Origin of the sequence: Flavobacterium sp. Leaf82 (genome assembly GCF_001422725.1) — a bacterium.
In the GTDB taxonomy this organism is placed as follows: domain Bacteria; phylum Bacteroidota; class Bacteroidia; order Flavobacteriales; family Flavobacteriaceae; genus Flavobacterium.
Window position 1 is genome coordinate 23,881 of sequence record NZ_LMMA01000004.1, and the last position, 20,913, is coordinate 44,793.

The window sequence follows — 20,913 nt, forward strand, 5'->3', positions numbered from 1 at the left end:
ATAAAATATGTCAGAATTATCTATTAATACAACACAAAATGTTAAAATAAATTTTATTGCAGCTTCACCAGGCGAAAGAATAGGATCTTATTTTATAGATCTGGCTATTAAACTCGCTTATGTAACAGTGATTTCGCTAATTTTTTTCTACGGGTTAAATTTCGATAAATTATTCCAGACATTAGACAATTGGTCGAAAACTTCGATTATTTTGATCCTTTATTTTCCGTTTTTTATTTATTCCTTAACCTTAGAAAGTATTTTTGAAGGACAAACCATCGGTAAAAAATTAGTCAGGATAAAAGTCGTAAAAATAGACGGTTATCAAGCCGGATTTGGAGATTATTTAATGCGTTGGTTTTTTAGATTAATCGATATTACTCTTTTATACGGAATCGTTGCTATTGTAAGCGTAGTTTCGAGCAAAAAAGCACAAAGATTAGGCGATATGGTTGCAGGAACTGCTGTAATAACACTAAAAAATAAAATAAATATCAGTCATACAATCCTGCAAGAAATAGGAGATGCTTATGTTCCTACGTATCCTTTGGTGATTAAATTATCTGATAATGACATGCGAATTATTAAAGAGACTTTTCAGAACGCCGAAGCACGAAATGATCATGAAGTTATTTATAAATTAGTAGCTAAGATTGAAAGTGTTACCGGAATTAAAAATCAATCTGGTAATAGCAGTGATTTTTTGAGGGTTATTTTAAAAGATTATAATTTTTACACTCAGAATATGTAATGTAGGATTGAAATTTAAAGATTTTAAATTTAATTACTAATCTAATCTTAGAATCTTAGTATCTCTTTACCTTTGCACCTTAAAAAAAAAGAATGTTTCATTTATTAGATCTTATCGGTACGATGGCTTTTGCGATGTCCGGTGCTTTAACGGCGATGCATAAAAAACTGGATCCGTTTGGTGTTTTTATTATTGCTTTTGTTACGGCTGTTGGCGGCGGTACGCTTCGTGATGTTTTAATAGGCAGAACTCCGGTGGGCTGGATGCAGGATTTAAAATATGTTTATGTTATAATTTTAGGTTTTGGATTAGCGATTCTTTTTAGAAAAAAGTTTGACAAATTAAGAACGTCTTTGTTTTTATTTGATACTATTGGGTTAGGTGTTTTTACTTTAATTGGTCTTGAAAAAGGAATCATGATTGGTTTACATCCTGTAATTTGTATTGCTTTAGGAACCATGACAGCTTGTTTTGGGGGTGTAACGCGAGATATTTTGTGTACAGAGATTCCAACAATATTTCGTCGGGAAATTTATGCTACGATCTGTATTTTTGGCGGAATCGTGTTTTTTGCTCTCAAAAAATTGAATTTAGATGATGATGTTTTGTATTTATTGACATCAGTAGTAATTATAACAGTTCGATTATTAGCCGTAAAATTCAAATGGTATTTACCTGCATTTGAGCATAAATAAGATTTTTTAAACGATATTAGCCACAGATTTGGATTTAAAAAGATTTTTTAGGCTAAAAACTTACTGAATCATTAAAAGAAGTGGCAGAAGAATGACAAAGTATATTGTAAAAAAATATGAGCAAAAGGACTATAAAATCTGGAATGATTTTATAGCTCAGTCTAAAAACGCTACCTTTTTGTTTCATCGTGATTTTATGGAATATCACGAAGATCGTTTTACCGATTTTTCGCTTTTGGTTTTCGAAGATCAAAAGCTGGTTTGTGTTTTGCCTGCCAATAAAACCGGAGAAATTATACACTCTCATCAAGGACTTACTTATGGAAGTTTAGTGCATAAAGAACAAACTAAATTAGCGACTATTATAGCAGTTTTTCAGGCGGTTTTATTTTTTTTGAATGAAAATAAATTTGAAAAATTATATTTTAAAACGATTCCTTCTATTTATCATTTAAAACCTGCCGAAGAAATTTTATATGCCTTGTTTTTGTCCGAAGCAAAATTAGTGCGACGTGATTCTCTTTCTGTACTCGATTTATCACAAGAAAATGTTACTTCTAAAATTAGAAAAAGAGGTTTTCAAAAAGCAATCTCAAAACAATTGGAGATTAGGGAAGAAGCTAATTTTGAATTGTTCTGGACTGAAATATTGATTCCGAATTTAGATAAAAAGCATAAGGCAAAACCAGTTCATTCTGTAGAGGAAATGAATTATTTGAAGTCTGTTTTTCCTGAAAATATTCATCAGTTTAATGTTTATTCAGGAGATAAGATTGTGGCAGGAACGACCGTTTTTGAAACTAAAACAGTAGCACATTGCCAATATATTTCGAAAAATGAAGATCAGGAAAATCTGGGCAGTTTAGATTTTCTGTATCATTATTTAATTAATGATAAATTTGCGCACAAACGGTTTTTTGATTTCGGAATTTCGAATGAAAATCAGGGAAAAAATCTAAATGAAGGATTATCGTACTGGAAAGAAAGTTTTGGAGCCAGCACAATAGTTCACGATTTTTACGAAGTCGAAACAGCAAATTATAATAAGTTGAGTACTGTTTTAATATAATCAGACAAAAATAATATGATATCATTTCTGGATCTTAAAAAAATAAATAAGCCTTATGAAATTGCTTTTCAGGAAAAACTGAAAGTGGTTTTAAATAACGGCTGGTACATTTTAGGAGACGAAGTGAAAACATTTGAAAAGGCTTTCGCCGAATATTGCAAAACCGATTTTTGTATTGGTGTCGGAAATGGTTTTGATGCTTTGGTTTTGATTTTTAAAGGATATATTCAACTAGGGAAACTTCAAAAAGGAGACGAAGTTATTGTACCTGCAAATACATACATTGCCAGTATTCTGGCTATTTTACAAGCAGATTTAATTCCTGTTTTGGTCGAGCCAAAATTAGAAACATACAATATCAACGCGGATTTAATTGGAACGAAAATAACCTCGAAAACAAAAGCCATTTTAGCGGTTCATCTCTACGGACAATTGGCTGAAATGGATAAAATAAATGAAATTGCAGTCCAAAATAATCTACTCGTTGTTGAAGATGCTGCACAATCGCATGGTGCAGAAAATAATCTAAAACCTAAAAGCAACAATCTAGAATCAGCAAAAGCCTATAGTTTTTATCCAGGAAAAAATTTAGGCGCTCTGGGAGATGGCGGAGCAATAACTACAAACGATTCGGAATTAGCAAAAGTGCTTTTTTCGCTTCGTAATTATGGTTCTGAGAAAAAATATCATAATGAATTTATTGGTGTAAATTCAAGATTAGACGAACTTCAGGCTTCATTTTTAAATTTAAAATTGCCTAATTTAAATAGTGATAACAACAAACGCCGTGCTATTGCAAAACGATATTTAGCTGAAATAAAAAATGATAAAATAATACTTCCGGATTGGGATTTTTCTACTAATCATGTTTTTCATTTGTTTGTTGTCAGAACTGAAAATAGAGAAAATTTACAGGAATATTTAATTAAAAATAATATTCAGACTGTTATACATTATCCAATTGCGCCTCATAAACAAAAAGCACTTTTAGATTGGAATAATTTATCTTTTCCAGTTACAGAAAAGATTCATAATGAGGTTTTGAGCGTGCCAATAAGTCCTGTTTTGACAGATAGTGAAGTTAGTTTTGTTATTGATATCATTAATAAGTTTTAATGTCTAACAGTAAATCATATCGGCAAATCTTAAAAACAACTTCTGTTTTTGGCGGAGTTCAATTTTTTACAATAATTATCTCGGTAATTCGAACCAAATTTATTGCTGTCTTTATAGGTCCGGAAGGTATGGGCTTAATTGCATTATTGAATTCTACAATCAATATAATAGCTGGTGTTTCTGGTTTGGGAATAGAAACTAGTGGTATTAAAAACATCTCTGAAAAATATAAAGATGAAGATTTAAAAAATATTTCCAGAACAGTTAGCATAATAAAAAAAATGATGCTAATGACCGGAATATTTGGAACAATACTGACCATTGTTTTTTCAAAATGGCTGAGTATTGTTACTTTCGGAAATGCAAATCAAATGTATGCATTTGTTTTTTTGTCCATAACATTGTTATTAAAACAAGTAACATCCAGCCAATTGATTGTTTTGCAGGGAACAAGAAAAATAAAATTTTTAGCCAAAGCAAATATGTATGGAAATGTATTTGGGTTATTGTTTTCTATTCCGCTATATGTGTTTTTTAAAATTGATGCAATTGTACCCAGCATCATCATAACTTCTTTGTCGGCTTTGGTATTTTCATTCTATTTTTCAAATAAAATAAAAATTGAAAAAGAAAAAGTAGAGCGGGTTCATTTTGCAGCCGAAGGAAAAATTATAATTAAACTGGGCATAATGTTGACTATAAGTGGTTTGTTGACATTGTTATCTTCATATCTTATTCAAATTTATATTAGCAATATTGGTGATATTGAGCAAGTTGGTTTTTATAATGCGGGGTTTACATTATTGAATTCATATGTTGGAATTATTTTTACGGTTATGAGTACGGATTATTTTCCAAGATTGGCCGCCATAAATAATGACACTGAAAAAATTAAAGCTAGCGTAACCCAACAATCTTTTATTTCAATTTTAATTATCACACCAATAATAATTTTATTTCTGACATTTGTACCCTTAATTATAAAAATTATATACACTTTAAAATTCATTGCAATAATACCAATGGTTTGTTTGGGTATTTTAGGAATGTTATTTAGGGCAGTTTCATGGTCTATGGGATATGTTTTAATTGCAAAAGGAGATTCTAAAATGTTTATCAGGACTGCAATTTTGTTTAATATTGTATCGCTTTTAATGAATGTTTTGGGATACTATTTTTATGGATTAGAAGGTTTGGGAATTAGCTTTTTGATATATTATGGATTTCATTTTTTGATTTTGAAAATCATTACTAAAAAGCGATATGGATTTTATTTTGAGAAAGATTTTTATATTATTTATTTGATATGTTTTCTATTATGTATCATTACCTATTTATGKAAATTTATAGAATTTGAAATTTTAAGATATTCTTCAATGGGATTTATGTGCGTATTGTCAATAGTTTTCGTCCTTTTTCAAATTAATAAAGAAATAAATTTGAAAAATATATTTATTTCGACTTTTAGAAATAACAACAATAGTTTTTAATATGTACGATAAATTGAGATTAGTTTATCATCGATTTAAATTTTATTATTCAGTAAACTGGACTAAAACGCTGTATTTTAATTTTAAAAAGTTTCCTTTTGACGTTGCAAAAAAACTTCCGGTATATTTTTATGGCAGGGTAAAATTTACTTCTATTGCAGGTAAAATTGAGATTAATGCCCCTATTCGAAAAGGTATGATTGGTTTTGGCCAGGCTTATGAAATGAATACAATTCATAAAGGAACTGCAGAGATTAATATAACAGGAACATTAGTTTTTAATGGGCATGTACAATTTGGAAAAGATTACTTTGTCGTTGTAAAAACAAAGGGTTATTGTGAATTTGGTCATATGTCTTCTCTTGCATCCAATGGAAAATTAATATGTACAGATAAAATTATTTTAGGAGATTATGCACGATTAGGCTCAGAATGTCAATTGATAGACACCAATTTTCATCAGATGATTGATACTAAAAGTGGAGATATTTATAAAATGAGTGCCCCTATACAAATAGGAAATTATAATTTTATTAGTAATAGAGTTTCTATAATGAAAGGAACAACAACACCTGATTTTTGTACTATTGCTTCAAATAGTGTGTGTACAAAAGATTATTCTTCGTTTGGCGAAAATGTTCTCATTGGTGGTATTCCTGTAAAGTTGATTAAAAATAATATTTCAAGAGATTGGCAAGGCGAAAAAGAAAGTTTAAACAAGTGGTTAATCATTTAGATTGTTTGATTTCCAGATGTTTAAATATTTTTCGGCAATCTTTATATAATCATGTTCCTTTTCAATAAAAGTTCTCGCACGTTTACCTATTGCGATTATTTCTGATGGATTTTCAATTAGAAATGATAATTCCTGAACCAGATAATCAACATCAGGTAAAGCATTTACACAAACTTTTTCTGTTAGATTATAATGATTTGTAAATTCAGTTTCGGCACCTGTAAAAACTACTTTTCCTTGTGCCATTGCTTCTAGTGCATTATATCCCTGATCGTACGAAAAAACTTGATCAAGTACAATATGGGCATTTTTAAAAAGAGTTATATATATGTTATAAGGAGTGTTTTCAGTTTTAATAACACGGACTTTTTTGCCATATTTTTTCTGAATTATTTCAAGAGCTTCTTTAAAATAACTAGTTCCTTTTTTTATCGCGCTTGTATTATTTTCACCTAAAAAAATAACCACTTCTTCAGCAATACTGAATGGTTGAAAACTAATTTTGTCTGTATTTACAGGATTGGGAATTAAGGTTTTTTCAGATAACGGAATTTTATAATCTATATCAGAAACAATTATTTTGAAAACATTTGTTTCTATAAAAGCATATAAATTTCTATAATTTTTTTGAGTATATTTTAAGGAAAAATGATAATATATTTTCAGTTTTGTGTCTTTTAAGAAAGGTGTTAGAATAGAATATTTTGCAGTATTCTTTAGCATGAAATCTATAATAGGAGTGTCTTCACCACAAACCAAAAGAAAACTTTTTTTATTTTGCTTAAAAAGTCTTTTTAATTGATATTTAGAGAAAAAAGGATAAGTTTCAATTGCATTTGAATTGATTAATTGAACAACATCATAATCTTTTAATTTTGGTAAAAAAAGCCAAAACCGAATTCCTTTTTCAAGCAATTGTAAATCCAGTTTAAAAAGTCGGAATGATATTTTGTTTAAAAATACTAAAAATCGATTGTTGATAAAGTATCTCGGAAAAATAGAATAGTCTACAGGAAATTGTTTAAAACTGTCTCCAGTTGCAATAATTTTAACTTCATGCTGCAAACCCTCTAATCCTTCTTTTAAAGAATTATGTAATCTGCTATATTCTCCTACCAAGAGTATTTTCATTTGTGCTGGAAATATTTATATTTACGTAAATATATATGAAAAATGCTAAATGTTTTTTCTGAAAAAGACTTCGAAATTTTAATTGCTACTAAAGATAGAAGTAATTTAGATTTTTTGTTGTCAATGTTTCCCTTTGAGCATTTTTCAACTTTCAATATCCTTATTATAAATCAATCTTTGACTCAGGTTTTAAATTCTGATTTTGATTTAGTTAGAGTAATTAATGTTCCTGAAAAAGGATTGTCGAAAAGTAGAAATAAGGCAATTCAAAACGCATCAGCAAAATTATGTTTACTTGCTGATGATGATGTTGTTTTTGCAAAAGATTTCGATAAAAAAATTCTTTTCGCTTTTGAAAATCTTCCTCATGCGGATATTATTACCTTCAATCATCAAAGAATTGGAGATTTACGACCTCATAAAAAACAGAATTCTTCCTTTTTACATGACAAAAAAAGTGTTTGGAATGTAAGTTCTATTGAAATTGTATTTAAACTCGATGAAATAAGAAAGAATAATATCTTTTTTGACGAGCATTTTGGGCTCGGTTCTTTTTTTGAAACAGCTGAAGAGTTTTTATTTTTAAGATCAGCATTGCTTCAAAAGCTGAAACTTTATTTTAACCCTGAAATTATTGTTTCTCATCCGTCTTTTTCTTCAGGTAATGATGTAAGTTCAGATACGTTAATTTATGCCAGAGCTGCATTGTATTATAAATTGCATGGAAATTTTTCCTTAGTATTACTCGTAAAATATATGTTTTTTTTAATTAGAAAAAAGTACATTCGCTTTCCGGAATTAGGGAAAAAATATAAAATTGGATTAGCAGGAATTGCAAAATTCAAACAAATAACCAAAAACAAACTATGACTACAAATACTGATGTTCAGTTAATAGAGATTCCAAAAATTCAGGATAGACGAGGAAATCTCTCGGTTATAGAAGGAACAACAATTCCCTTTAATTCAAAGCGTGTATATTATCTCTATGATGTCCCAAGTGGGAGTAAACGTGGAGGACATGCCCATAAAAAACAGCAGGAATTTTTGATCGCTTTAAGCGGAAGTTTTGATGTAGTTTTAAAAGACGGAAAATCAACTCAGACCGTTACGCTAAACAGACCAAATTTAGGGTTATTAATTGTAGATGGAATTTGGCGCGAATTGTGTAATTTTTCTTCTGGAGCCGTTTGTTTGGTTTTGGCTTCAGACGAATTTGATGAAGATGATTATATAAGAGAATATAAAAATTTCAAATTATTTAAAAACTGATGAACCAAAACCTAAATTTGCCAATTTAAGTTTTACCTGAATTAGAAATTGAAGTAAATAGGGCGGAAGATGTAATAAAAATCTTTTTTTAGTACCAATTTTTTTTAAGTCAATACCATTATAATAGTAATCAAAAAGCGATTTATTAGATAATAATTTGCTCTTAATGGCAAGTGAAAACCGATTTAAATCTAAAAAATATTTTAGTTCTGCATTTGTTTTTTCAAGCTCGATAAATTTTGAAAAATCCATTTTGGATGTTATCAAATTTTGATCCTTAGAAAGACTATTTTCATCGTGTATGTAGCGTACCAATATTTTCCAAATAAATAGAATTGGATATTTTAATCCAATTCTAATCCATAAATCAGTGTCTTGTCCGCTTTTTATTTTTGGATCAAAAACGCCAATTTTATCAAAAATCTTTTTGTTGAAAACTGCGCTGGATGTTAAAATAGCAGACTCTTTTATACTTGCTTTAAAGTAATTTACAAACTCAAACTCAAACTCTTTATTTATAGAATATTTTGCCGGAAATATTTTTTTTGATGTTTCAATTTCTATTGCTGCTGCAAATACTTTTTGTTTAGGAAACAGAATGCAATATTCATGCATGACTTTTAAAAAATCCGGATACCAATAATCGTCAGCGTCAAGGAATGTAATAAAAGACGCATTTGCTAAAGAAATTCCCAAATTTCGTGTTAGAGAAACTCCTTCGTTTTTTTTATTGTAATAGCGAATTCGTTCGTCTTTGAAATCTAATAATTTTTCTTCGCTCTTATCTGTTGAACCATCATTTATGACAATAATTTCGAAATCCCCAAAAGTTTGATCCAATACACTTTGTATCGTATTTTTAATAAATTTTTCTTTATTATATAACGGAATTACTATAGAGAAAAATGCCATTTATTTAGTTTTTAAAGTACAATAATAACCCAATCGATATACATCGAAAAGAAAAAGAGATGGTTTTTTACTTAGTAATTGCTTCAGGAAAAATGGTTTTAAGATTTTAAATCCAAAAGCAAATAAAGGCTGAAGATAGTATTTTTTTATAATTTGAAAGTATTGAGAAAGCCTGACATAATCAGAACTAATTAAACGAGAATCTACCAGGTTTTTTAATCCAATAACGGCTTCTTCTGATTTTCTTAAAAAGGTTTGACTGTCCTCAATTCCTAAATGGAAAACGGGATTGTCTATATGAACAACTTCAATTTTATTTTGCATCAATTCAAATGAAAACAAAGTATCTTCATGTCTGAGATTTGGAATATTTTCATTGAAACGTACTTTTAAAAAAACACTTTTGGAAATTAAAAAATTCAAGGTTAAAAATGAAATGTATGGATTTTTATTTCGCTCTAAAGTTGGTAAAGCTTCACGTTTAGTACCATAAATCCAACGTAAAAGCTGATCTGAAGAAGGTTTTGTGTTTTTATATAAGATTCCTCCGTAAATTACTTTTTCTGTATTCGTTATTTGTGAAATATAAGTAGAAATAAAGTCATTTTCAACCGGAATTGTATCAGCATCAAGAAAAAGTAAGTTTTCATAGATTGCTTTTTTTGCTAATAAATTCCGAATTGCACTTCTTCCAATATTTTTTTCTAAAATAAAATAAGTACAGTTTTCGAATTGATTTATCTTTTCGTTATCAGTTAGAAAAATTTCAGATCCATCATCTAAACAAATGATTTCGAAACTAATATTACATCTTAAAACCTGATTGTATAAAGTTTCTGCAAGCGGAAAAATATTATAATTGTAAACCGGAATGAGGATCGAAAGCATTACACGTTTTTTTAGAATATATTTGTAAAGAAAATGTTTTTATTGAACAATTTCCCATGTTATTATAATTGATTCCAAATTTCTAAAAAAATATAAAAAGTCAAAATGAATTTAAGATCTATTTATTATGCAATCTCTCCAAAATCCAGATTTTTAGTCAGAAAGCTATATTATTTACCAATTGATTTTTTAGGTTTTATTAGTAAATCAAAAAATAAAAATGTTCCTAATAAAGGCGATATTTTTATTGGTGGTGGTGATTTTGCGAAACAAGGAAAACACCTTTTAGACTTATTAAAAAAGTATGCTTTGTTAGATCCTGATCATGCTGTTCTTGATATTGGCTGCGGTATAGGCAGAGTTGCAGTGCCTTTGACTGAATATTTATCTAAATCAGGAAAATACGAAGGTTTTGATGTTGTTAAGAAAGGAATTGTTTGGTGTGAAAATCATATAGCAAAAGATTTTCCTAATTTTAGATTTCAATATACACCGTTAAATAATGATTTGTATCATCTAACGGATAAAAGAGCTGAGGATTTTAAATTTCCTTATGAGGACAATTCTTTTGATACTATATTTTTATTTTCGGTTTTTACGCATATGCAGCCTCATGAAGTTCAAAATTATCTAAAAGAAATTTATAGAGTTTTAAAGCCAAATGGAAAATGTCTTTCAACTTTTTTTCTGTATGATGATAAGAATGAAAGTGAAATTTCGAAAAAAAACAGATCCTTTTCTTTTCCTTTCAATAAAGGAAATTATCGATTAATGAATGAAAAAGTTCCCTCAGCAAATATTGCTTTTAGCGAAGTTTACATCAATGAAATGATTGATATTAGTAATCTAAAATTAGAAAATAAAATATACGGACACTGGGCCAATAAGGCAACGGCTGATTTGTCTGACTATCAGGATATTTTGGTTTTAGAAAAAAGTAAATAACGAAATTACACGCTGCGTTGTACGACTTCAAAAATTCTTTCGTCTTCACATTTTAATGTTTTAGACGGGAATTTCATCAATAATGCATAATCGTGGGTTGCCATGATAACAGTTTTACCATTTGCGTTGATTTTTTTCAATACTTCAAGAACCTCAGAACTTGTTTGCGGATCTAAGTTTCCAGTTGGCTCATCTGCAAGGATAAATTCAGGATCATTAAGTAAAGCTCTTGCAATGGCAACACGTTGTTGTTCACCACCTGAAAGCTGATGCGGCATTTTATTAACGTATTCTTTCATGCCAACTTTGTCCAGAACTTCATCGATTTTACGTTCCATACCTTCTTTGTCAACCCAACCTGTGGCTCTTAAAACAAAAAGCATATTGTCTTTTACAGAACGGTCCGGAAGCAATTTGAAATCCTGAAATACAATTCCAATTTTACGTCTCAAATACGGAATATCTTTTTCTTTTAAAGTCGCTAAATCAAACTCAACGATATGAGCTTCACCTTCTGATAGGGGTAAATCTGCATATAAAGTTTTTAAAAAACTACTTTTTCCGGATCCTGTTTTTCCAATGATGTAGATAAATTCACCATGGTTAACATCCAGATTAATATGAGATAAAATTTTTCTTCCTTCCTGATATATAGTGACTTCTTTGAGAGATAGTACGGTTTGTGACATAATAAATTGATTTGATTGGTAAAAGTAATAAGATAACGCTTCGATTCAAAATAAATTTGAATCATTTCTGTGAGAAATTTTCAAAAAGGTCCAATAGATTAAAAGGATTAGAAAGATTTTATGGATTTTTTAAAGAAAAATTAAATTTTCATCTGCACGAATCTGTAAAAGGAAGTTTGAGAACCAATATTTTGAAGTCAGTAAAGCTGTTTTATAACAAGCATTAAATTTTTTGTTTATAATAAAAGCTTGAAACGTTTCGTTATAAACGGTATAAAATGATACATTTGAATACTAAATATAATTAAAATGCGTAAACTTTCCTGGTTCTTTTTATTACCAATTATTCTTATTTCGACCATAGTTTCGGCACAAAAATCAGCTATTTATACTTACGATCTAAAGGAGTTTGACAAAGCACTGGCTTTGTATAATGACAAACAATATGCATCGGCACAACTTATTTTCGAACATGTAAAAAACAATGCCACGACCGAAGAAGTTCAGTCAGATTGTGCTTATTACATCGCCAATTGTGCCATTAGAACCAATAAAGCAAATGCTGATGCTTTGATGGAGAAATTCGTAACCGATTATCCTACAAGTACTAAGCAAAATCAGGCTTATATAGAAGTTGCACAGTTTTTCTTTGAACAGGGAAATTATCCAAAAGCTTTACAATGGTTTGATAAAGTGGATGAAAGTTATATGAGCAAATCAGATTCGGATAAATTTAATTTCCAAAAAGGATATGCTTATTTCAATGCTAAAAAGAAAAAAGAAGCCACAACTTATTTTAATAAAGTGGTGAATTCTCCTGAATTTGGTTCTCAGGCTAAATACTATTTGGGTTTTATGGCTTATGAAGGCGATGATTATAAAGAAGCTACCAAATATTTTGATGAAGTTTCAGGCGAAGAAAAATACAAAGAAAAGCTTTCGTATTATCAGGCCGATATGAATTTCAAGCTAGGAAATTTCCAGAAAGCAATTGACTTGGGGCAAAAAGCAATGGCCAAATCAAATGAGCTTGAAAAATCTGAATTAAATAAAATTATTGGTGAGAGTTATTTTAACCTAAAACAATACGACAAAGCAATTCCGTTTTTAGAGCAATATGCAGGAAAAAAAGGAAAATGGAATAATACTGATTTCTATCAATTAGGTTATGCTTATTATGAACGAAAAGACTATGAAAAAGCAATTTCTCAATTCAATAAAATCATTGAAGGAAAAGATTTCGTAGCGCAAAATGCCTATTACCATTTAGGTTTAAGTTATTTAAATACAGGCAAAAAACAAGAAGCTTTAAACGCTTTTAAAAATGCTTCTGAAATGGATTTTAATGCACAAATTCAGGAAGATGCGGCTTTAAATTATGCAAAAGTGAGTTATGATATCGGAAACGCTTATCAAACTGTTCCTGCGATTTTACTTGATTTCCTTAAAAAATATCCAAACAATTCAAGCAGATCTGAGATAGAAAAATTATTGGTAGATTCTTATATTTCGACTAAAAACTACAAAGAAGCTTTGGTTTTATTAGAGAAAAACAGATCAGCAGAAAATAAAGCAGCGTATCAAAAAGTACTTTTTTACAGAGGTTTAGAATTGTATAATGAATCGAATTATCAAGAAGCTGGAAAAATGCTTAAGAGCGCAATCAGCGAGCAAAAAACACCTGAGTTTACGGCTCGTGCGACTTTCTGGAAAGCAGAAACAGAATATGTTACTGCAGATTTTCAGAACGCATTACTAACTTACAAACAGTTTGCCGGACAAGCTGCTGCTAAAACAACTGATGAGTATAAAAATATCAATTACAATATTGGTTACACGTATTTTAAACTTAAAGAATACGATCAGGCAGCAAATTCTTTTCAGGCGCAAATCGATAATTCTAAAGGGGATAAAGTTCGTTTGAATGATTCGTATTTGCGTTTAGGAGATTGCCGTTTTGTGAGTTCAAAATACACTGCTGCAAATGAAGCTTATGCAAAAGCAATTGAGGCAAAAGGCGTAGATGCTGATTATGCTCAGTTTCAGAAAGCGATTTCTTATGGTTTTATGTCTAAAAATGACAAGAAAGTCGATGAGCTGAATAATTTTCTTCAGATGTATAAAAAATCAGAATATCGCGACGATGCTTTATATGAATTAGGAAATACGTATGTAGCTGAGAAAAAGAATGACCAGGCTATTAAAACCTACGATCAGTTAATTGCTGAATATAAAAACGGTGCATTTACTTCAAAATCAATTTTAAAGCAAGGTTTGATTTATTACAACTCAGATCGTGACGAACAAGCATTGGTTAAATTCAAAAAAGTTGCTGCTGATTTCCCAAAAACTCCCGAAGCTTTAGAAGCAGTTTCTACAGCCAGATTAATTTATGTTGATTCAGGAAAAGTAGATGAATATGCTACCTGGGTTCGTACTCTAGACTTTGTTGCGGTTACAGATGCAGAGTTGGATAATGATACTTATGATGCAGCTTTTAAGCAGTACAGTCAAAATAACAGCAAACAGGCAATTACTGGTTTTATTGGTTATGTAAATAAATTTCCGTCAGGACTTCATTCGTTAGAAGCTAATTTTTATTTGGCACAATTGTATTATACTGAAGGTTCAGAGACTAAATCAGTTGCGAATTATCAATATGTAACCGATCAGCCAAGAAACGAATTTACAGAGCAATCGTTAATGAAATTAGCACAGATTTATCTAAAAGCCAAAGATTGTGATAAATCGATTCCGGTATTGAAACGTTTAGATGATGAAGCAGATTCATCTCAAAATAAAAGCTTTGCACAAGCGAACCTGATGAAATGTTATTACGACAAGAAAGATTACGATAATTCGGTTACGTATGCTGACAAAGTATTGCAGAATGCAAAGTCTGATACAAATGTAAAAGCCGATGCGCAAATTATTGTAGCGCGTGCAGCAATGCAAACTGGAGATGAAGACAAGGCAAAAGCAGCTTACGCAAAATTATCAGCAACATCAAAAGGAGAATTAGCAGCAGAAGCGTTGTATTATGATGCTTATTTTAAAACGAAAGAAGGAAAATTTGATGCTTCGAACGTATCTGTGCAAAAATTAGCAAAAAACTATTCGGCTTATAAATATTACGGGGCGAAGAGTTTGGTTTTAATGGCGAAAAACTTCTACGGATTAAAAGACAGTTATCAGGCAACTTATATTTTAGATAACGTAATCAATAATTTTACCGATTATCCGGATGTTGTCGAAGAAGCTAAAAAAGAGCTGGCTGCTATAAAAGTAGAAGAAGCTAAAACAAATTCGTCGATTAATAAGTAAGAATAAAGAGAATAGGATAAAGAGAATAGAAGCAAGATGCAAGAAGAAATATTGTTGAGAAATCTTTTCTCTTTGTTCTTTCATCTATTTTCTAAAAAAAAGAAAAAAATGAGTTTACCCTTTTATATAATTGATGTTTTTGCTGAGGAAAAGTATGCTGGTAATCAATTGGCAGTTTTTTTGGATGCAGAAAAATTAAGTTCAGCAGAAATGCAGCAGATTGCGCGCGAAATTAATTTTGCTGAAAGTACTTTTATAACCAAACTTGACAAAGAAAATAATAAAGCCGAGATAAAAATATTTACTCCGGCAAGCGAGATGCAATTTGCAGGACATCCTATAATTGGAACTTCGTGGGTTTTGATGAATCATGTGTTTAATGATTCTCCGGAGAATATAAAATTAAATGTGCCAATTGGACCAATTGCAATTCATCAATCTGAAGGTTTGATTTGGTTAAAAGCGGCTCAGCCGAAATTTTGGGATATTTTTTCGAAAGAAGATTTTGCAGTATTTAGCAATCTGAAAAATCATGATTTTGAAAATCAGTTTCCAATTCAGGAAGTAACAATCGGAAGTGCTTTTGTAATGGTTGGATTAAGTAGCAAAAGAGCGTTGGAAAACTTAGTTTTAGACAAAGATAAAACAAATGACTGGCTGATAAAAAACTGTAAAACAGCTCACAGAGGTTTGTATTTTTATTACCTCGAAGGTTCGAAATTGTTTAGCAGAATGTTGTGTATAGAACACAATCAATTGGTAGAAGATGCAGCGACAGGAAGCGCAAGTACTTGTTTGCAGGCTTTTCTATTAAAATATCATAAACCTGAAATTGATTTAATTAACTATCAGGGAGATTATATCAACCGTCCGTCTCAAATTTATTTTAAAGGAAGTTTAAGCGAGAATGATTTTGATATTAAAATAGGAGGAAAGGCTCAGTTTGTTGCAAAAGGAGAATGGGAAGTTTAGTTGAAAAGATAATAGAAGAAAGAGTCAGGAAGAAAGAATAAAGAGAATAGAGTCAGGAAGCTAGAGGAAAGAGCAAAGACTAAAAAATATAATAGAATAAAGAAATAGAGAAAATCCAGAAATAAGAGAGAAGTCTTTGGTCTTTGCTCTTTATTCTATTCTCTAAAAAAAGAAAATATATGAAAATTAATTGCCAGAATAAAATCATCATTTTGCTAGTATTGTTTGTTGTACAGGTTTCATTTGCCCAAAAGAAAAATGAAAGTATTGGTACAGAAACGGTAAACGTAGTAAAACCCTATTCGCCAACTATTTCAGATGCTTTTAAAGTGAAGGAAACCCCTTCGCTGGACGATACCGGAAATCAGCCAAAAGAAACTATTAAGTATAGTATTTTGTCTGTTCCTGTAGCTTCTACATTTACACCATCAAAAGGAAAAGCTGAAGGTGTTGAGAAATCTAAAAGAGAAAAATTATTTAATAATTACGCTACTTTGGGAGTGGGGAATTATGGGACTTTAAATGCTGAATTGTTTGTAAATCAGGATTTAGGAAACAACGATTATGTAGCCGGAATGTTTCGTCACCATTCTTCGCAAGGCGGAATTAAAGGGGTAGATTTAAATGATGAGTTTTATGATACAGCATTAAATGTGGCATATGGCGTAAACAATCGTGATATGGCATGGAATGTTGAACTAGGATATCAAAATCAATTGTATAACTGGTATGGTTTACCTGCAGAATTTGGTTCGACTTTAGCGGGGCAAACGCGTGATGATTTAATAAGAAGTATTAACCCGAATCATTCTTATAATACAATTTCTTTAGGCGGAAACATCGAGTTTAATGAAGGGATTTTTAGTAAAATTGCAACAAAATTCACCCATTTTTCAGATAGTTTTTCCTCTTCCGAAAATCGTTTCTATGTAAAACCATCTTTCAAAGTAGAAGTGATGGATCAATCTATAAACACCAATATTATTGTAGATCACGTTAGCGGATCTTTCGAGCATAATTATGCCAGAGATAATACAGAACCGTTAAAATACAGCTTAACTAATTTTGGGATTGAGCCAAGTTTTGTGATTCTTGAAAACGACTGGACATTAGAATTAGGAGCAGGATTATTCTACGGTTTAGATTCTGAAAACAGCGGAAACAAGTTTTACATCTATCCAAAAGTAAATGCTTCGTACAAATTGGTAGGCGATTTAATGATTTTCTATACCGGGGTAAATGGTGGTTTAGAGCAAAACTCATATGCTGATTTTGTAACAGATAATCCGTTTTTATCTCCAACTTTAAATATGAAACCTACCAATAACCAATATACTGTTTTTGCAGGTTTAAAAGGTAAATTGGCAAACAATATCAATTATAACCTGACGGGTTCTTATTTAAACGAAAAAGACAAAGCATTGTATAAAGGGAATGATTATACAGAAGATTTTTCGAATCAGAATTATGCTTTTGGAAACTCGTTTGGAGTGGTTTATGACGACGTAAGAACCTTCCGTTTTTACGGGGAGTTAAAAGCTGATTTTTCAAGAAATGTGTCTTTTGGAGTCAACGGTACTTTTAATAGCTATAAATACGATGGCTTGGAAGCATGGAATTTACCATCGATGAAAATAAGCTCAAATCTTGATGTAAACATTACAAAACAATGGTATGCAGGTTTGAATGTTTTCTTTGTAGGCGAACGTAAAGACATGCAATCGAATCTAAATTTAGGAACTGATCCTGTGATTATAACACTAAAAAGTTATTTTGATGCCAATGCACATTTAGGATACAAATACAACGAGCGTTTGACTTTCTTTTTGAAGTTAAATAATATTGGAAATCAGGCTTACGAAAAATGGTTGAATTATCCTGTACAAGGATTTCAGGTGTTAGTAGGAGGAAATTATAAATTCGATTTTTAAGGATTTTTAACCGTAAAGTACGCAAAGTTTTTTTTTCTGGCGTTTCGTGCGTTTCGTATATAAAACACAAAGTTCGCAAAGCTAGTTCAATACAAAGCTTTGCGAACTTTGCGTTTGCTAAGCATGATCAAGGATAAAAATTTTTGCGTGCTTTGCGGTCAATTTTTTAGAATTAGTGAAAATTTGTGTAATTCGTGGCGAAAAATATTGTAGAAGTAAAAAACCTTTGCACCTTTGTAACTTAGCATCTCAGTACCTTAAAAAAATGGAATTCAAACAAAAAATACATTCACATTACTTGCAAATGGTCCAGGACCGAATTGATGTTTTTAGGGACATGATTTCGGCTTTGACCGAAGATTCTAAAAACGATGCAAAAGGTTCTGCCGGTGATAAACATGAAACGGCTTTGTCAATGATGCATATCGAGCAGGAAAAATTGACCAATAAACTAAAAGAAGCGATTACCCAAAAAGCAATTTTAGATAAAATTGACGCCACAAAAACTACTGAAAATATTATTTCTGGCAGTTTGGTAAAAGCTAACGGAATTTACTTGTATGTAAGTGTAGCACTTCCTAAAATTACTATTGACGGAATAAATGTTATTGCACTTTCTCCGCAATCTCCTCTAGGTTCTCATTTAATGGGAAATAAAACAGGGTTTCAATTCGAAATAAATAAAACACATTATACTATTGAGAGTATTTTGTAACTTGTTTTTATTGACTTATCTCTTTTTTTTGTCATTTCGCCGTAAGGAGAAATCACCTCTAATATTCGGCAACAATGCTTACTTTGCTTGTTTGATTTCTTCTTACGTTGAAATGATAATATGAAGGAAAACAATAATCCTTCAATCCTTTTCTTTCGTCTCATTATCAATTTCTCAATGATTTTTAAATATCGTAGAATTTACCTCAAATATCTCTTTAAAATTTTACATTTTGTATTTTGATTAAGCTCAAAATTGAAATTTTCAAGTTTGAGCCTTTTTTTAATGCTAAAATTTTACATTTTATATGTAAAAACAAATTTATGGTTTAAAATTATAACTAAAATTGATATATGTGTTTTTCAATTGTAACTGTTAACGCATCTTTGCCTTATCAAAATGAATTTTAAACAAATAAAAAATATATAATTATGTGTGGAATCGTATGTGCCTTTGATCTAAAGCAAAAAGCTGAAACATTAAGACCTCAAGTATTAGAAATGTCTAAAATCATTCGTCACCGTGGACCGGACTGGAGCGGAATTTATAGCAATGATAAAGCAATTCTTTCTCATGAGCGTTTAGCAATTGTAGATCCGGCTTCAGGAAAACAGCCTTTATTTACAGAAGATAAAAAATTGGTTTTAGCTGCAAATGGTGAAATATACAACCACAGAGAATTACGTAAACAATTTGAAGGAAAATATAACTTTCAGACAGAAAGTGACTGTGAAGTTATCCTGGCTCTTTACAAAGAAAAAGGACCTCATTTTGTAGATGAAATGAACGGAATCTTTGGATTTGCAATCTATGATGTAGAAAAAGATGAGTATTTTATTGCTCGTGACCACATGGGAATCATTCCACTTTATATTGGTTGGGATCAACACGGAACTTTCTACGTAGCTTCAGAATTGAAAGCTTTAGAAGGATACTGTACAAAAATCCAATTGTTTCCTCCGGGACATTATATGACAAGCAAAGACGGTGAATTTGTACAATGGTACAAAAGAGACTGGACAGATTATGATGCAGTAAAAGACAACGAAACAAGTATTCCTGCAATTAAAGAAGCATTAGAAGCTGCGGTTCACAGACAATTAATGAGTGATGTTCCTTACGGAGTTTTACTTTCGGGAGGTTTAGATTCGTCTATTACTTCGGCTGTAGCCAAAAAATTTGCACAAAAACGTATTGAGTCAGATGATACAACAGATGCTTGGTATCCGCAATTACACTCTTTCTCAGTAGGATTAGACGGTTCTCCGGATTTAGCAGCAGCTCAAATTGTTGCAAAACATATCGGGACGATTCACCACGAAATTAAATTTACGATTCAGGAAGGTTTAGATGCAGTTCGTGATGTAATTTATAACCTTGAAACGTATGATGTAACGACTGTTAGAGCATCAACACCAATGTGGTTAATGGCGAGAGTTATTAAATCAATGGGAATCAAAATGGTTCTTTCAGGAGAAGGTGCAGATGAGTTATTTGGAGGATATTTATACTTTCATAAAGCACCAAATGCAAGAGAGTTTCACGAAGAAAACGTTCGTAAATTAAGTAAATTACATATGTATGACTGTTTGCGTGCTAACAAAAGTTTGGCAGCATGGGGAATCGAAGGTCGCGTACCGTTCTTAGACAAAGAATTTATGGATGTTGCAATGCGCATCAACCCACAAGATAAAATGATCAACAAAGAGCACCCAATGGAAAAATGGGTTGTTCGTAAAGCTTTTGAAGATATGTTGCCGGAAAGTGTAGCATGGAGGCAAAAAGAACAATTCTCTGATGGAGTAGGATACAGCTGGATTGATACTTTGAAAGAAGTGGTAGCCAAAGAAGTTTCGGATGAGCAATTGGCAAATGCGAAATATAAATTCCCATTGCAAACTCCAACTTCTAAAGAAGAGTATTACTATCGTTCAATCTTTGCAGAACATTTTCCTAGTGATGCAGCAGCTTTATGTGTTCCTCAGGAAGCAAGTGTAGCTTGTAGTACAAAAATCGCTTTAGAGTGGGATGAGGCATTCAAAAACATGAATGATCCTTCAGGAAGAGCAGTTGCAAGTGTACATGATGACGCTTACGCCAAAGCATAAATAAGAATTTTAGAATTAGTATATATTATATTTCTTGAAAGACGTTCTCAATCCTGAGAGCGTTTTTCTTGTCTAATAATGTTAAATTCTATTATTTCAGCCACTTGAAGATAATTATTTAAGTTTCTTTTTTATATTTGGCATTCGCCCGAAATAAAATTAAACCGCTT

The 20,913-nt window shown here is 30.9% G+C and carries 18 protein-coding genes; 14 read left to right on the forward strand and 4 right to left on the reverse strand.

Going from position 1 to position 20,913, the window contains the following annotated elements; all coding sequences use genetic code 11:
- Positions 1-7 precede the first annotated feature (7 nt).
- The 6 genes from ASF10_RS05005 (at position 8) to ASF10_RS05030 (ending at position 5,857) form a co-directional block, all read left to right on the forward strand.
- Positions 8-751 carry an RDD family protein gene (locus tag ASF10_RS05005; protein ID WP_056246217.1) on the forward strand — a complete coding sequence of 248 codons (744 nt, stop codon included), beginning with the start codon at positions 8-10 and terminating at the stop codon, positions 749-751.
- 92 nt (positions 752-843) lie between these two features.
- Positions 844-1,446 carry a trimeric intracellular cation channel family protein gene (locus ASF10_RS05010; RefSeq protein WP_055098447.1) on the forward strand — a complete coding sequence of 201 codons (603 nt, stop codon included), beginning with the start codon at positions 844-846 and terminating at the stop codon, positions 1,444-1,446.
- A 91-nt stretch (positions 1,447-1,537) separates the two neighbouring features.
- Positions 1,538-2,515 carry a GNAT family N-acetyltransferase gene (locus ASF10_RS05015; protein ID WP_056246220.1) on the forward strand — a complete coding sequence of 326 codons (978 nt, stop codon included), beginning with the start codon at positions 1,538-1,540 and terminating at the stop codon, positions 2,513-2,515.
- A 15-nt stretch (positions 2,516-2,530) separates the two neighbouring features.
- Positions 2,531-3,631 (forward strand): DegT/DnrJ/EryC1/StrS family aminotransferase, encoded by a 1,101-nt coding sequence (locus tag ASF10_RS05020; protein WP_056246223.1) that lies wholly within the window; start codon positions 2,531-2,533, stop codon positions 3,629-3,631.
- A complete protein-coding gene (locus ASF10_RS05025; RefSeq protein WP_056246226.1) occupies positions 3,631-5,121 on the forward strand; it encodes an oligosaccharide flippase family protein in 1,491 nt (496 codons plus the stop codon). The genes ASF10_RS05020 and ASF10_RS05025 overlap by 1 nt, the downstream gene beginning before the upstream one ends.
- A 1-nt stretch (position 5,122) precedes the next feature.
- On the forward strand, positions 5,123-5,857 hold the full coding sequence (locus tag ASF10_RS05030) for an acyltransferase (protein WP_056246229.1): 735 nt from the start codon (positions 5,123-5,125) through the stop codon (positions 5,855-5,857).
- On the opposite strand, the gene ASF10_RS05035 is transcribed toward ASF10_RS05030, so the two are convergent.
- Positions 5,846-6,988 carry a glycosyltransferase gene (locus ASF10_RS05035; protein WP_056246232.1) on the reverse strand — a complete coding sequence of 381 codons (1,143 nt, stop codon included), beginning with the start codon at positions 6,986-6,988 and terminating at the stop codon, positions 5,846-5,848. The genes ASF10_RS05030 and ASF10_RS05035 overlap by 12 nt on opposite strands.
- Before the next feature lie 42 nt (positions 6,989-7,030).
- On the opposite strand from ASF10_RS05035, the gene ASF10_RS05040 reads away from it, so the two are divergent.
- Entirely contained in the window at positions 7,031-7,858 is an 828-nt protein-coding gene (locus ASF10_RS05040; protein ID WP_056246236.1) for a glycosyltransferase family 2 protein, read from the forward strand.
- A complete protein-coding gene (locus ASF10_RS05045; RefSeq protein ID WP_056246238.1) occupies positions 7,855-8,259 on the forward strand; it encodes a sugar 3,4-ketoisomerase in 405 nt (134 codons plus the stop codon). Before ASF10_RS05040 ends, ASF10_RS05045 begins: the two co-directional genes overlap by 4 nt.
- Here the strand turns inward: ASF10_RS05045 and ASF10_RS05050 are convergent.
- Both ASF10_RS05050 and ASF10_RS05055 read right to left on the reverse strand, forming a co-directional pair.
- Entirely contained in the window at positions 8,245-9,171 is a 927-nt protein-coding gene (locus ASF10_RS05050; protein WP_056246241.1) for a glycosyltransferase family 2 protein, read from the reverse strand. The two genes, ASF10_RS05045 and ASF10_RS05050, sit on opposite strands and share 15 nt — an antisense overlap.
- Positions 9,172-10,059: a glycosyltransferase family 2 protein gene (locus ASF10_RS05055; protein ID WP_056246244.1), complete on the reverse strand. Its 888-nt coding sequence runs from the start codon at positions 10,057-10,059 to the stop codon at positions 9,172-9,174.
- Positions 10,060-10,164: 105 nt separating this feature from the next.
- On the opposite strand from ASF10_RS05055, the gene ASF10_RS05060 reads away from it, so the two are divergent.
- Positions 10,165-11,004, forward strand: coding sequence for a class I SAM-dependent methyltransferase (locus ASF10_RS05060; RefSeq protein ID WP_056246246.1), 840 nt, complete (start codon positions 10,165-10,167; stop codon positions 11,002-11,004).
- A gap of 5 nt (positions 11,005-11,009) precedes the next feature.
- Here the strand turns inward: ASF10_RS05060 and ASF10_RS05065 are convergent, their stop codons facing one another.
- The gene (locus ASF10_RS05065; protein ID WP_055098433.1) at positions 11,010-11,693 is read right to left on the reverse strand and encodes a cell division ATP-binding protein FtsE; all 684 of its coding nucleotides are present in this window, start codon (positions 11,691-11,693) and stop codon (positions 11,010-11,012) included.
- Positions 11,694-12,002: 309 nt separating this feature from the next.
- Between ASF10_RS05065 and ASF10_RS05070 the strand changes: the two genes are divergently transcribed.
- The 5 genes from ASF10_RS05070 (at position 12,003) to asnB (ending at position 20,743) form a co-directional block, all read left to right on the forward strand.
- Entirely contained in the window at positions 12,003-15,017 is a 3,015-nt protein-coding gene (locus tag ASF10_RS05070; protein ID WP_056246248.1) for a tetratricopeptide repeat protein, read from the forward strand.
- A 108-nt stretch (positions 15,018-15,125) separates the two neighbouring features.
- Positions 15,126-15,989 (forward strand): PhzF family phenazine biosynthesis protein, encoded by an 864-nt coding sequence (locus ASF10_RS05075; protein ID WP_056246251.1) that lies wholly within the window; start codon positions 15,126-15,128, stop codon positions 15,987-15,989.
- 179 nt (positions 15,990-16,168) lie between these two features.
- Positions 16,169-17,920 carry a TonB-dependent receptor gene (locus ASF10_RS05080; protein ID WP_056246254.1) on the forward strand — a complete coding sequence of 584 codons (1,752 nt, stop codon included), beginning with the start codon at positions 16,169-16,171 and terminating at the stop codon, positions 17,918-17,920.
- 265 nt (positions 17,921-18,185) lie between these two features.
- Positions 18,186-18,635, forward strand: coding sequence for a hypothetical protein (locus ASF10_RS05085; protein ID WP_056246258.1), 450 nt, complete (start codon positions 18,186-18,188; stop codon positions 18,633-18,635).
- A 431-nt stretch (positions 18,636-19,066) separates the two neighbouring features.
- The gene (gene asnB, locus ASF10_RS05090) at positions 19,067-20,743 is read left to right on the forward strand and encodes an asparagine synthase B (protein WP_056246261.1); all 1,677 of its coding nucleotides are present in this window, start codon (positions 19,067-19,069) and stop codon (positions 20,741-20,743) included.
- Positions 20,744-20,913: the final 170 nt, after the last annotated feature.

What these genes read in the sequence shown, in the direction of transcription:
- ASF10_RS05005 (WP_056246217.1), top strand. Translation starts at nt 8, where the DNA reads ATGTCAGAATTATCTATTAATACAACACAAAATGTTAAAATAAATTTT.
- ASF10_RS05010 (WP_055098447.1), top strand. Translation starts at nt 844, where the DNA reads ATGTTTCATTTATTAGATCTTATCGGTACGATGGCTTTTGCGATGTCC.
- ASF10_RS05015 (WP_056246220.1), top strand. Translation starts at nt 1,538, where the DNA reads ATGACAAAGTATATTGTAAAAAAATATGAGCAAAAGGACTATAAAATC.
- ASF10_RS05020 (WP_056246223.1), top strand. Translation starts at nt 2,531, where the DNA reads ATGATATCATTTCTGGATCTTAAAAAAATAAATAAGCCTTATGAAATT.
- ASF10_RS05030 (WP_056246229.1), top strand. Translation starts at nt 5,123, where the DNA reads ATGTACGATAAATTGAGATTAGTTTATCATCGATTTAAATTTTATTAT.
- ASF10_RS05035 (WP_056246232.1), bottom strand. Translation starts at nt 6,988, where the DNA reads ATGAAAATACTCTTGGTAGGAGAATATAGCAGATTACATAATTCTTTA.
- ASF10_RS05040 (WP_056246236.1), top strand. Translation starts at nt 7,031, where the DNA reads ATGCTAAATGTTTTTTCTGAAAAAGACTTCGAAATTTTAATTGCTACT.
- ASF10_RS05045 (WP_056246238.1), top strand. Translation starts at nt 7,855, where the DNA reads ATGACTACAAATACTGATGTTCAGTTAATAGAGATTCCAAAAATTCAG.
- ASF10_RS05050 (WP_056246241.1), bottom strand. Translation starts at nt 9,171, where the DNA reads ATGGCATTTTTCTCTATAGTAATTCCGTTATATAATAAAGAAAAATTT.
- ASF10_RS05055 (WP_056246244.1), bottom strand. Translation starts at nt 10,059, where the DNA reads ATGCTTTCGATCCTCATTCCGGTTTACAATTATAATATTTTTCCGCTT.
- ASF10_RS05060 (WP_056246246.1), top strand. Translation starts at nt 10,165, where the DNA reads ATGAATTTAAGATCTATTTATTATGCAATCTCTCCAAAATCCAGATTT.
- ASF10_RS05065 (WP_055098433.1), bottom strand. Translation starts at nt 11,693, where the DNA reads ATGTCACAAACCGTACTATCTCTCAAAGAAGTCACTATATATCAGGAA.
- ASF10_RS05070 (WP_056246248.1), top strand. Translation starts at nt 12,003, where the DNA reads ATGCGTAAACTTTCCTGGTTCTTTTTATTACCAATTATTCTTATTTCG.
- ASF10_RS05075 (WP_056246251.1), top strand. Translation starts at nt 15,126, where the DNA reads ATGAGTTTACCCTTTTATATAATTGATGTTTTTGCTGAGGAAAAGTAT.
- ASF10_RS05080 (WP_056246254.1), top strand. Translation starts at nt 16,169, where the DNA reads ATGAAAATTAATTGCCAGAATAAAATCATCATTTTGCTAGTATTGTTT.
- ASF10_RS05085 (WP_056246258.1), top strand. Translation starts at nt 18,186, where the DNA reads ATGGAATTCAAACAAAAAATACATTCACATTACTTGCAAATGGTCCAG.
- asnB (WP_056246261.1), top strand. Translation starts at nt 19,067, where the DNA reads ATGTGTGGAATCGTATGTGCCTTTGATCTAAAGCAAAAAGCTGAAACA.